The 11,501-nt window shown below is 47.5% G+C and carries 12 protein-coding genes; 6 read left to right on the top strand and 6 right to left on the bottom strand.

Features of this window, described 5'->3' with window-relative positions:
• Positions 1–13: 13 nt before the first annotated feature.
• Positions 14–778 (bottom strand): DNA repair protein RecO, encoded by a 765-nt coding sequence (recO, locus tag JCM23214_RS15880; protein ID WP_025899794.1) that lies wholly within the window; start codon positions 776–778, stop codon positions 14–16.
• A 121-nt stretch (positions 779–899) separates the two neighbouring features.
• On the opposite strand from recO, the gene JCM23214_RS15885 reads away from it, so the two are divergent.
• Entirely contained in the window at positions 900–1,220 is a 321-nt protein-coding gene (locus JCM23214_RS15885) for a hypothetical protein (RefSeq protein ID WP_025899795.1), read from the top strand.
• 23 nt (positions 1,221–1,243) lie between these two features.
• Here JCM23214_RS15885 and JCM23214_RS21380 read toward each other — a convergent pair whose 3' ends face one another.
• The 5 genes from JCM23214_RS21380 to gatC form a co-directional block, all read right to left on the bottom strand.
• Entirely contained in the window at positions 1,244–2,782 is a 1,539-nt protein-coding gene (locus tag JCM23214_RS21380) for a methyl-accepting chemotaxis protein (protein WP_084264893.1), read from the bottom strand.
• On the bottom strand, positions 2,760–3,143 hold the full coding sequence (locus tag JCM23214_RS15895; RefSeq protein ID WP_025899797.1) for a hypothetical protein: 384 nt from the start codon (positions 3,141–3,143) through the stop codon (positions 2,760–2,762). Before JCM23214_RS15895 ends, JCM23214_RS21380 begins: the two co-directional genes overlap by 23 nt.
• Before the next feature lie 393 nt (positions 3,144–3,536).
• Entirely contained in the window at positions 3,537–4,991 is a 1,455-nt protein-coding gene (gatB, locus tag JCM23214_RS15905) for an Asp-tRNA(Asn)/Glu-tRNA(Gln) amidotransferase subunit GatB (RefSeq protein ID WP_025899798.1), read from the bottom strand.
• Between the two features lies 1 nt (position 4,992).
• Positions 4,993–6,471 (bottom strand): Asp-tRNA(Asn)/Glu-tRNA(Gln) amidotransferase subunit GatA, encoded by a 1,479-nt coding sequence (gatA, locus tag JCM23214_RS15910; RefSeq protein ID WP_025899799.1) that lies wholly within the window; start codon positions 6,469–6,471, stop codon positions 4,993–4,995.
• A complete protein-coding gene (gene gatC / locus JCM23214_RS15915) occupies positions 6,471–6,758 on the bottom strand; it encodes an Asp-tRNA(Asn)/Glu-tRNA(Gln) amidotransferase subunit GatC (protein WP_025899800.1) in 288 nt (95 codons plus the stop codon). Before gatC ends, gatA begins: the two co-directional genes overlap by 1 nt.
• A gap of 109 nt (positions 6,759–6,867) precedes the next feature.
• On the opposite strand from gatC, the gene ruvX reads away from it, so the two are divergent.
• The 5 genes from ruvX (at position 6,868) to dprA (ending at position 11,495) form a co-directional block, all read left to right on the top strand.
• Positions 6,868–7,332 (top strand): Holliday junction resolvase RuvX, encoded by a 465-nt coding sequence (ruvX, locus tag JCM23214_RS15920; RefSeq protein ID WP_025899801.1) that lies wholly within the window; start codon positions 6,868–6,870, stop codon positions 7,330–7,332.
• Between the two features lie 67 nt (positions 7,333–7,399).
• Positions 7,400–8,347 carry an aspartate carbamoyltransferase catalytic subunit gene (locus JCM23214_RS15925; protein WP_025899802.1) on the top strand — a complete coding sequence of 316 codons (948 nt, stop codon included), beginning with the start codon at positions 7,400–7,402 and terminating at the stop codon, positions 8,345–8,347.
• The gene (gene pyrC / locus JCM23214_RS15930; protein WP_025899803.1) at positions 8,344–9,642 is read left to right on the top strand and encodes a dihydroorotase; all 1,299 of its coding nucleotides are present in this window, start codon (positions 8,344–8,346) and stop codon (positions 9,640–9,642) included. The genes JCM23214_RS15925 and pyrC overlap by 4 nt, the downstream gene beginning before the upstream one ends.
• 2 nt (positions 9,643–9,644) lie before the next feature.
• The gene (plsY, locus tag JCM23214_RS15935) at positions 9,645–10,292 is read left to right on the top strand and encodes a glycerol-3-phosphate 1-O-acyltransferase PlsY (protein ID WP_025899804.1); all 648 of its coding nucleotides are present in this window, start codon (positions 9,645–9,647) and stop codon (positions 10,290–10,292) included.
• Between the two features lie 81 nt (positions 10,293–10,373).
• On the top strand, positions 10,374–11,495 hold the full coding sequence (gene dprA, locus JCM23214_RS15940) for a DNA-processing protein DprA (RefSeq protein ID WP_025899805.1): 1,122 nt from the start codon (positions 10,374–10,376) through the stop codon (positions 11,493–11,495).
• Positions 11,496–11,501: the final 6 nt, after the last annotated feature.

Consider the following 11,501-nt stretch of genomic DNA (forward strand, 5'->3'; position numbering starts at 1 on the left):
TCTAAATATCACTTCAGGAAAGATTTTGCGGATTTTTTTGCCGTCTTTTATGAAGAGAATTTAAAAGTCTTTCGCGTGCTGGTAAACTTTCTGTTGAATAATGCGCGAGTAAATTTTTATGCAAAAAATATCCGGATAATTCCAGCCCATCGAGCACTTCACCCATCACGTCATTGACACCGTCCGGCTGAGGGGACGGTTGCAAAAATGCAGGTAATTTTAATAGCTTGTCGTGATACGGCAGCCCCGCATCCCGGCTCACAGCACCCGCCGATCTGGGGGATACATAAACCAGATCATCCTGTTGACCTGTTGCTACACATTTTTCAAGATCCAAACCGTATCCGAGTTCGCGCAAGAGTCCCAGCTCCCACTTTACAAATAGCGGTCCCCAATGATCGACCGTCTGATCCAGATTTTCAACCAATACGCATGTGGCATCAAACAGCTTTGGATGGGCTTCACGTTCCGGAAGTACTTTCTCAAGCAGGCCAAGCGCTGCACTTAGCGCTGAAAGAGCGAGAGGATTGTCAAATAGTATCAGGGAACCTGATGATATCGCCTCGACGGTAAAATTGCCCAGATGCTCTGCAAGCCTACCATTCCAGTTTAATCCCACCAGATTCCCGGGTTGCAAAATTCCCCTAAGCCGCTTTCCGCTGCCTCCTCTTACAAGTCCGGCATGACGGCCGTGATCGTGCGTTAATGCATGAATAATAACGCTACTTTCACCATGCTTGCGTACAGACAGAATTATGCCCTCGTCGCTCCAGTGCATGAAATCGCTACTCCAACTGCAAGCCGGTATGGCTTTGCATGCGGGCATACTATAATCACAAATCATTCCTCACATCAACGCGCAGGCGTGCGTCTATTCCTCCAACAAGAGAGGATTATGAATGCCGTTAGCCGTTGAAATTTCATTGATCAACACGATCGAAGGAAAAGGGTTGGAATTTGCAGACCTGAACAAGGGTGGAAATCACGACTGGATCGTACCGCCCCCAGATGTTTTAAACCCGTACCAGTATTTCAAATGTGAATGCAGTGGCCCTTCTTCGGGATACGAAATCGGCATCAAATACGGCGGTCTGATATGCAGAATTCTTGTAACTGCATGGGGAATAAAATACAGAAAATCCACACCAACTACACGTGATGTGGAGTTGGTGCAGATTTCAGAAAAAGCCCCGTATCGCATGGAACTCATCCTCATTTAGTTCCAAGCGGTGTAGGACGAGGTTTAAGCGCGAAACTTTTTGAGGAACTCTTGTACTTCTGTCAGAACCGTATCCGTGTCTGTCACCATTTCTGTGACTGCACCAAGGACAGCCTCTGAACTTTCGGAAGACTGTTTGGCAAATTGCTCGATATTTGCCACATCGCCTTTCAAGCGCACCGTTCCGTCATAGGCATTCTTGGTACTGCTGGAGATTTCATTAGTTGCCACTGACTGTTCTTCGACAGCAGCAGCAACTGAGGAGGTCGTTGAGTTGATTTCATTAATTGTACCAAGGATCGCTTCAATTTCCGCCGCCGCCTGTTCACTGACTTGCTGAATACCGGAAATCTGAGTTGTGATATCCTCAGTTGCCTTCGCTGTTTGAGTGGCAAGGTTTTTAACTTCAGATGCAACAACAGCAAAGCCTTTACCTGCCTCACCAGCGCGTGCCGCTTCAATAGTTGCGTTCAGTGCAAGGAGGTTGGTCTGCTCGGCGATGTCGTTAATCAGACTGACCACTTCACTGATCTGGTTTGCAGCATCTTTCAGCTGCTCCATAGTGCCGGCAGTTGCACTTGCTCTTTCAGAGGCAGTTGTCGCAACTTTATTCGACTGACTGACCTGAGTGGAAATTTGCTGAATGGAGGAGCTCAATTCCTCGGTTGCGGAACTGACTGCCTGCACGCTGCTTGTCATTGTTTCAGCAACACCCGTCGTTTGCATAACCTTTTCGGTTACCTCACTTGAGATTTGTTTCAAATTCTTGATGAGGTCTGACATGTTGTGTGAGTTGCTGGATACTTTTTTCAGGATGGTTCCTACGGCTTCCTCAAATTGGCTCGCAATCTCGAGACGTTCTACACGCCGCCTCTCCGACTCTTCCTCACTTGAGCGAAGTTTCTCTTCATTTAACCGGTCGGCCTCTGCTTTTAATGCTGTTACCCGCTCTGCGGCTTCAGTTGCTTCTTTACTTGCCGTTTCTGCATTTGCTTTTTCGATCTCAGCCTGTTTTGTTGCCTCACTAGCTTTCGAGATCGCCAGTTCTGCATCTGTAAAGGCATTCACTAGATTAAATGAAAGATATGTAAGTGCAGCAGCTTCACAAATTACAATCACCGCATGCAACATTACTCGCATAAATTCCGTACCATCTGGGAATACAGCGGATGGTAATACGTAGTTCAATACCAGATGATGCAACGCAATCGTGACAGTCGCGACGATAATTGTTCTCCAGCAGCATAAAATGCCGACAACAGCCAAGCCTGCAAAGAAGTACATATGCACGTCAATTTGCCAATGATGACCACTGAAAACATACACAAGCAAACCTATCTGAATCATAAAGGAAACCGCTGCTGCATATCGATACTGGAGAGACATACGGTTTTTCAGGGCGATAAGTGTTGGAACCACTGCGAAGACCAGAGATCCAAGTGTTGCGTACAACCAATCCGTTCCAGTGAGTAATGCTGCAATAGCAGTCAAAGGAATATGAGCCCACAGAATAAATAGTAAGTACTTGGTGACTATTTCTCTAAGTTGGTCTAGTGCGTTCATTTGACGTCCTTTTATCAGCGATCTTCCGATCGAGGAATACACACCCTCCCCCTGTCACTGCATCCAGCATCAGAAAGTCATTTTTCTGAGATAATTCTTCAAAAGCTGCCGGACTATGCGTACGGACGATGACAATAAAGTCAGTTACACCGGTGCGAACCAGTTTTACTGGTAGGTCAGACAGGGCCACTACTATTTCGGTGAGGGATTTGGATGGTGAGAAAACCAGAGCAAGATCACGAGTTGATTTATCCGGTTTCATCTGAAGATACCCGAGAAGAGCGCAGCCGAATAAAATCAGCATAGAAGCCATAAATCCGGCCCTTACATCCTCTCTTGCAGTATCATTTTTCTTTTCCAAGCTATTGCTCCGGGAATACGAATGAAAAAGACAATAAAGTGCATTAATTTATAATGAGTTAAGAGAATTCATTGGTGAGCCAGAAAGACAAATTGTCGCATTTGCGCAAAATCAATGCTGCAACCGCGAAAAAACATTATCTTTCGCAAATCCAACGGCCCTCACTTCATAGAGTTCAGTTATGATTACGCTAAAAATCACAAATATTTCAAAGCTTTGCAGAAAAATTCTAAACAAAGATATTTATGCAATTTTCGCATTCCCTCTTGCAATGCTAATTTGGGCAATTGCATCCTATCAAATATAACGTCACTAACCACAAGATGCCATTTCGCATCGCAGCAACAAAAAAGGCGCTCAAATGAGCGCCTTTTCTTTCAATCAATAGGTTGATTAACCATCCAGTTTGGGCTTCAGAAGCTTGTTTACGACACCGGGATTTGCCTTACCACCAGTTGCTTTCATAACCTGCCCCATAAAGAAGCCCAGCAACTTGTCTTTACCTGCTCTGTACTCAGCGACTTTATCTTCATTAGCAGCAATCACTTCGTCAATAGCTGCTTCAATTGCGCCTGTATCGGAGACTTGTTTGAGACCTTTTTCCTCCACGATATCCGCAGCGGCCTTACCGGTTTCAAACATTTCTTCAAAGACTTCTTTAGCGATCCTGTTGGAAATGGTTCCATCCTTGATCAAACCTATCAGATCACCAAGCGCATCAGCCGAAACAGGACTTTCAGAAAGAGATTTTCCTGTCCGATTGAGATTACCAAACAACTCTCCTGTCACCCAGTTGGCTGCTAATTTGGCATCACGCCCTTTGGCAACGGCTTCGAAGTAATCCGCAACCTCCTTCTCAGCCACGAGTACACCAGCATCGTAAGGGCTAATTCCCAATTCGGTAATAAACCGGTTTTTCTTCTCATCTGGAAGTTCAGGCAATTCTGATTTCAGCTTTTCAACAAAAGCATCATCAAATTCAAGCGGCAGAAGATCAGGATCAGGGAAATAGCGATAATCATGCGCTTCCTCTTTCGAACGCATGGATCTGGTTTCGCCTTTTACTGGATCATACAATCTGGTTTCCTGATCTACCGTGCCGCCGGCCTCAATTATGTCAACCTGCCGGTTGGCTTCGTATATGATAGCCTGCTGCATGAAGCGCACTGAATTGATGTTTTTCATTTCACAGCGTGTACCAAATCCTTCACCCGGCCGGCGAACGGAAACGTTCACATCAGCACGCATGGAACCTTCTTCCATATTTCCATCGCATGTTCCCAAGTACCGAAGAATGCTCCGCAACTTTTTCACATATGCAGCAGCTTCTTCAGGGGACCTCAAATCGGGCTCAGATACGATCTCCATAAGCGCAACGCCTGATCTGTTCAAATCAATCAAGGACATGCTTGGATGTTGATCATGGATACTTTTACCAGCGTCCTGCTCCAGATGCAGGCGGGTAATACCAATCTCGCGAGTTTCACCATCTTTTAAATCGATAGTCAAAACACCCTTGCCAACAATAGGTTGTTGGAACTGGCTGATCTGATAGCCCTGAGGCAGATCCGCATAAAAATAGTTTTTTCGATCGAAAACAGAAAATTTATTGATCTGAGCTTTCAGTCCAAGACCGGTGCGCACAGCCTGTTCGACTGCAGCACGATTAATCACTGGCAGCATACCGGGCATTGCAGCATCAATAAAGGACACTTGAGTATTCTGTTCCGCTCCATATTCAGTCGCGGATCCAGAGAAAAGTTTCGCCTTAGAGGTCACCTGAGCATGGACTTCCAGTCCAATCACAACTTCCCAATCGCCTGTGGCTCCTTGAATAATCATTCCCATATCAACCTCTCCACCAAGCAGTTGGCGCGGCATCAAAAGCGGCAGCCTCTTCCAAAACACCAGCGGTGCGAATAACAGTTTCTTCGTCAAACGGCCGCCCAAGTAACTGCAGTCCTAGTGGAAGTCCATCTGAAGAGAGGCCGGAGGGAACCGAAATACCAGGAAGCCCTGCAAGACTTGCGGGAACAGTAAACACATCATTCAGATACATTTCGAGCGGATCAGTGCCTTTTTCGCCAAAAGCAAATGCCGCACTAGGCGCTGTTGGCGTTAAAATAGTATCAACAGTTTTGAACGCTTCGCGGAAGTCTTCTGCAATACGGGTCCGCACTTTCTGAGCTTTCAGATAATATGCGTCATAGTAACCCGCAGACAGCGCATAGGTACCAATAAGAATACGACGCTTAACTTCTGCGCCAAAACCTTCTGCGCGGGTACGCGAATACATGTCGGCAAGGTCTTCACCTTCAACTCGGAGTCCGTAGCGAACACCATCATATCGCGCCAGATTGCTTGAAGCTTCGGCCGGTGCGACAATGTAATAAGCTGGCAGAGCATATTTGGTATGGGGCAGGCTAATATCAATGATTTCAGCTCCAGCAGCCTTCAACCACTCAATTCCCTGATTCCATAGCGCTTCAATCTCCGCAGACATGCCATCAAGACGATATTCTTTTGGAATACCAACTTTTAAGCCTTTCACATCCCCGGTAAGAGCCGCTTCAAAATTTGGCACTTCCATATCAACGCTTGTGCTGTCTTTTGGATCGAAGCCAGCCATTGCTTCCAACATAATAGCGGCGTCACGAACAGTACGCGTCATGGGGCCTGCCTGATCAAGGCTGGAGGCGAATGCAACGGTGCCCCAACGTGAACAGCGGCCGTAAGTAGGCTTCATACCAACAATTCCGGTGAAGGCGGCTGGCTGACGAATGGATCCACCCGTATCCGTTCCTGTAGCGCCCATGGCAAGATTTGCGGCAACCGCACTGGCTGATCCGCCAGATGACCCTCCTGGAACCAACGGCTGATCATCAGTTTGGCGGCGCCAAGGATTTACCACATTACCATAATAACTGGTTTCATTGGAGGACCCCATGGCAAATTCATCCAAATTGACCTTACCCAGCATCACTGCGCCAGCGTTCCACAAATTACTGGTCACAGTACTTTCATATTCGGGCTTAAATCCATCGAGTATGTGTGATGCAGCAGTCGTTAGCGTTCCCTTGGTGCAAAACAGATCCTTGATCGCTAACGGAATGCCTTCCAGCTTACCCTCTTCCCCTTTTGCAAGGCGGGCATCGGAAGCAGTTGCATTTTCAATCGCCTTTTCAGGTGTTTCCGTAATAAAGGCGTTTAAGCCACGTGCGCTGTCCATTGCAGTGATATGAGCCGCTGCCAACTCAACCGCGGAAAATTTCTTTGCCTTTAGGCCGTCACGGGCTTCAGCAATTGTCAGTTTCGTTAAATCGCTCATTATTCGATCACCTTTGGAACCGCGAAAAAGCCGTCTTCCTCTGCAGGGGCATTAGCAACGACCTGTTGCTGATACCCTCCATCGGTAACTTCATCATCACGCCAGCGAAGGCTCATCTCCGCTACGGACGTCATGGGCGCCACATTTTCAGTGTCGACCTCAGATAACTGTTCAACCCAGCCAAGGATTGCGTTCAATTCGTTGGCCAAAGGCTCCAGGTCATTTTCTTCAACCCGTATCCTTGCCAAATTGGCTACTTTTGCCACAGTGGCTTTATCAAGCGACATTTGTCACCCTTTGCTATATTAAGAAGCGTATTCCGGATGGTCGGCCCGGGTATCCAAGTTATTTTAAGAAAACAGGCCAAACCGACATGGCCGCAAATTAGCGCAACCAATGCTCCTCGGCAACCCCACACACCTGAAACATTTTATTGCACTTGATCAACGCCTCATGGGATTTGATCAGGGAACCAAAACCATCGGTATCGCTCTGTCTGACAAAGGACTAAAAGTCGCGACCCCTCTTGTCACCATAAAGCGCAAGAAGTTTCGCGATGACGCATCGGAAATCCGCCGGATTATTGAAGAACATAATGTAGGAGGATTTGTCATTGGCCTGCCTCTGAACATGGATGGCAGTGAAGGCCCTCGTTGTCATTCTGCAAGACAATTTCAACGAAACCTTGATGAGCAATTCGATTTACCCTGCTGTTTCTGGGATGAACGGCTATCAACTGTAGCCGTTACTCGCACTTTGCTTGACGCTGATACCTCTCGTAAAAAGAGATCGGAAGTCGTGGATAAGATGGCCGCAAGCTTTATTCTGCAAGGTGCACTTGATTCGCTGGGCGAAGGTTAAGGCCAAGTGGATTTCATAAAGTTACGCTTGCCCTGTTGTTCACACGACAGTATATAATGCCCCTTTAATGACACATATTGATGAAACAAGATTTGCCCATCGGCATTTACTCGATATTGCACGCCTTAGCGCTGCCGATATCGATACGCTTTTGAATGTCGCTGAAGGTTATGTGAGCAAATCCCGCGCCGGTGATAAGAAACATTCTCTGTTACGGGGGCGAACCCAGATCAACCTTTTCTTTGAAAATTCCACTCGAACCCGAACATCCTTTGAGTTGGCAGGAAAAAGGCTCGGCGCAGACGTTATCAATATGTCTGTGGGCTCCAGTTCCGTGAAAAAAGGGGAAACCCTCATTGATACGGCCATGACGCTCAATGCGATGCACCCGGATGTACTGGTCATTCGCCATTCGGATTCAGGAGCCCCTCACCTTTTGGCACAAAAGGTTGACTGCGCGGTTATTAATGCTGGTGATGGCAGCCACGAACATCCAACACAAGCCTTACTTGATGCACTTACCATTCGAAACCATAAGGGCAAGCTTGCAGGCCTTACCGTTGCAATTTGCGGCGACATTCTGCATAGCCGAGTAGCCAGATCAAACATTGCTCTTCTGAATATAATGGGTGCACGTGTTCGGATTGTTGGCCCAACAACACTCATTCCTTCGAATGCGAAAACACTTGGCGTTGAGGTCTACCATTCAATGAAAGAAGGCCTGAAAGACGCAGATATTGTAATGATGCTGCGCCTGCAAACCGAACGCATGCAAGGAGCATTCGTTCCCTCAATTCGCGAATATTTTCACTATTTCGGCCTTGATAAAGAAAAGCTGTCTGTTGCTCGCGATGATGTCATGATCATGCATCCGGGGCCAATGAACAGAGGCGTGGAAATTGATTCGGAAATTGCTGATGACTTAAATATAAGCTTGATCAACGAACAAGTGGAAATGGGTGTCGCAGTTCGTATGGCCTGCCTTGATTTACTTTCTCGCGGGGACCAGTCATGAGCAATAAAAAACATGCCATCGTCAATGTCCGCCTGCTTGATCCCGCAACTGATACAGACACTGTGGGCGGTGTCCTCATCGAGGCTGGAAAAATTCTCGACTGGGGAGAGCATATCAAGGCTGATGAAATGCCTGAAGGCTGTGAGATTGAGGATGGTGGTGGCCACTGTCTAATCCCGGGTCTGGTTGATGCTCACGCCTACCTTTGTGAGCCCGGAAAAGAACACCGCGAAACCATGCAAACAGCAGGCCTCGCGGCAGCGGCAGGTGGAATTACAACCATCAATGCGTTTCCAGCAACAGAACCCGTCATTGATGACCCCTCTTTAGTTGAAATGGTCAGGCGGCGCGCTGCAGTTAGCTGTCCGGTTAATATCGCAATTACAGGAGCCCTTACAAAAGGGCTGCAAGGCCTTGAAATGGCGGAACTTGGCCTGCTTTCAGAAGCAGGTGTAGTCGCATTTAGTGATGGTCAATATGCAATAAATGACATCAACCTGATGCGAAGGGCCCTCGCCTACAGCACAATGTTTGAAAAACCAATTATTGTGCATGCAGAAGAGCCCTACCTTGCAGGCAGCGGAATGATGACTGGCGGGCGGACCGCCACTTTCATGGGATTGAAATCCATCCCTGCAGCGGCCGAAGCCATACTGGTCGAGCGGGATATACGTCTTGTTGCAATGACAGGTGCCAGGTGGCATGCGGCCCATTTAAGCACAGCAGACGCGCTTAATTCTATCAGGCGCGCAAAAGACCAGCAGATTAATGTAACAGCCGGTACTGCACCTCACTATCATGCTCTGAATGATCTTGAAGTCGGTGAATACAGGACCTTTGCCCGTGTCTCACCCCCACTTAGAACCGAGGAAGACCGGATGGCCGTTGTGGCAGCGATTGCCGATGGCACAATTGATGTAATTTCTTCTCAGCACTTACCGCAAAGTGCAGACAGCAAGCGGCTGCCATTTGCTCAGGCAAAACCTGGCGTCATTGGGCTGGAAACTATGCTCCCCGTCAGCTTGCGGCTGTACCATAACGAACAAATTGGACTGCTCTCTCTCCTGCGCAGTATGACTGTTGCTCCAGCAAAACTACTGGGACTTGACGCAGGTTCGCTAGCGCCGGGCAAGTCGGCAGATATTTGTTTGTTTGACCTCAACAAACCGTGGAAAGTCGACGGCAGCAATTTACTTTCAAAATCAAAAAATACTGCTTTTGACGGGCACCTATTGCAGGGTAGAGTTCTCAAAACCTGGGTTCAAGGAAATCCGGTATTCGAATATAAGGATTAAAAATGCCAGATCCATTGGGGGATATCAGCTTTACCTGGCCGTTTTTTGCGGCGGCACTCATTGGCTATCTTATTGGCTCAATACCCTTTGGGCTTGTCCTTACACGCCTAGCTGGACTCGGAGATGTTCGGAAAATTGGGTCAGGCAACATTGGTGCAACTAATGTTCTTCGAACCGGAAATAAGGCACTTGCCTTGGCAACCCTTCTACTGGATGGGGGGAAAGGCGCTGTGGTGGTTATAATCGCCAACGCCTATTTGACGCAGGATTACGCTGTTCTTGCTGGGGGCGGTGCATTTTTAGGCCACCTGTTTCCAATCTGGTTAAAATTTAAAGGTGGTAAGGGTGTTGCAACTTTTCTGGGCGTAATGCTCGCAATTTCCTGGCCTGCAGGACTTGGCGCGGCCCTAACCTGGCTTGCCGTTGCGCTGTTGCTTAGAATTTCGTCCCTATCTGCATTGGTTGCCGCCGCTCTATCACCTGTTTATCTGTATATCCTTTCGCAAACACCTTTTGACGATGCTATTTTTTATGGCGATCTGCAGCGTATTGAATTGTCAATTTTCATGGCTGTCCTCGTGTTCATTCGGCATCATGAGAACATTCGGCGTCTGTTGAAAGGCGAAGAGCCAAGAATTGGTAAGAAATAAATCGACAATTTTCTACCTATAGAATAAATAATATTTTTATTTTCAATTGACGCGGGATTTTCGTTTCTTCAAAATCAAAGAATGAAAGAAACGCGCGCGCTCACAGAACAAGAAAAAATTGAATGGTTGCGACTTATCAGGTCGGAGAATATTGGCCCCATCAGTTTTCACCAATTGCTGGAAAAATTCGGTTCAGCGGCTTCTGCTATTGAACAAATTCCTGAACTCGCAGCCAAGGGCGGAGCGAAAAGAGCACCAAGAATATTTGCGAAAAAAGCGACAGAAGATGAATACAGAAAGCTAAAAAAACTTGGCGGCCAATTGATCTGCAGTTGTGAGCCGGCTTATCCTGCTGCCCTACGTCAAATACACGACCCGCCGCCGGTTCTGAGCATAATCGGCCATAGTCATCTCTTGGCGAAGCCCAGTATTGCAATTGTCGGATCAAGAAACTCCTCTGCTGTGGCTCTCCGCCTTACAGAACGATTTTCGGAAGAGTTGGGAAAGGCAGGGTTTGTCATCTCTTCAGGATTGGCCCGCGGCATTGATGCCGCAGCTCACCAAGCTGCTCTTGTGAACGGTACAATCGCTGTTGTCGGAGGCGGTGTCGATATCTCCTATCCAAAAGAGAATCAAAAACTGCAACAAATGATATATGAGCAGGGTTGCGTCATCGCAGAGCAACCTCTTGGCACTCAACCACAAGCTCGCCACTTTCCAAGAAGAAACCGAATTATTTCAGGTCTATCCGTTGGAGTTTTGGTCATGGAAGCGGCACCAAGATCCGGGTCACTAATTACCGCCCGCATGGCATTGGAACAGGGGAGAGACGTTTTCGCAATTCCCGGATCCCCACTGGATCCAAGAGCGAAAGGCACCAACAATTTAATCAGGAACGGCGCGCAACTTGTTGAATCTGCATCAGAAATTGTTGATGCCTTGCGTCAGATCATTCAAAGTCCTATGCGAGAGGAGGGCGATTCAGCCCTTCCCCTGTTTCAGCACGCGCCAAACACTGAAACAATCGACCAAAACAGCAGAGATGAAATTTTTTCTCTATTGGGACCAACGCCCTGTCCCATCAGTGATATTGTCCACCACACAAACTGCTCTTATACATCAGTTTTAACGATTTTACTTGAACTGGAGCTTGCAGGCAGACTAGAACGCCATTTTGGAAACAGAGTTTCCTTGATCGAATAGCCTCTC

This window comes from Sneathiella glossodoripedis JCM 23214, assembly GCF_000616095.1.
Taxonomy (GTDB): domain Bacteria; phylum Pseudomonadota; class Alphaproteobacteria; order Sneathiellales; family Sneathiellaceae; genus Sneathiella; species Sneathiella glossodoripedis.

Excerpts from the sequence above, each read along its gene's own strand:
- ruvX (WP_025899801.1), top strand. The coding sequence starts at position 6,868 with ATGCTCCTCGGCAACCCCACACACCTGAAACATTTTATTGCACTTGAT.
- gatB (WP_025899798.1), bottom strand. The coding sequence starts at position 4,991 with ATGGGAATGATTATTCAAGGAGCCACAGGCGATTGGGAAGTTGTGATT.
- JCM23214_RS15925 (WP_025899802.1), top strand. The coding sequence starts at position 7,400 with ATGACACATATTGATGAAACAAGATTTGCCCATCGGCATTTACTCGAT.
- plsY (WP_025899804.1), top strand. The coding sequence starts at position 9,645 with ATGCCAGATCCATTGGGGGATATCAGCTTTACCTGGCCGTTTTTTGCG.
- pyrC (WP_025899803.1), top strand. The coding sequence starts at position 8,344 with ATGAGCAATAAAAAACATGCCATCGTCAATGTCCGCCTGCTTGATCCC.
- gatC (WP_025899800.1), bottom strand. The coding sequence starts at position 6,758 with ATGTCGCTTGATAAAGCCACTGTGGCAAAAGTAGCCAATTTGGCAAGG.
- dprA (WP_025899805.1), top strand. The coding sequence starts at position 10,374 with ATGAAAGAAACGCGCGCGCTCACAGAACAAGAAAAAATTGAATGGTTG.
- gatA (WP_025899799.1), bottom strand. The coding sequence starts at position 6,471 with ATGAGCGATTTAACGAAACTGACAATTGCTGAAGCCCGTGACGGCCTA.
- JCM23214_RS21380 (WP_084264893.1), bottom strand. The coding sequence starts at position 2,782 with ATGAACGCACTAGACCAACTTAGAGAAATAGTCACCAAGTACTTACTA.
- JCM23214_RS15885 (WP_025899795.1), top strand. The coding sequence starts at position 900 with ATGCCGTTAGCCGTTGAAATTTCATTGATCAACACGATCGAAGGAAAA.
- recO (WP_025899794.1), bottom strand. The coding sequence starts at position 778 with ATGCACTGGAGCGACGAGGGCATAATTCTGTCTGTACGCAAGCATGGT.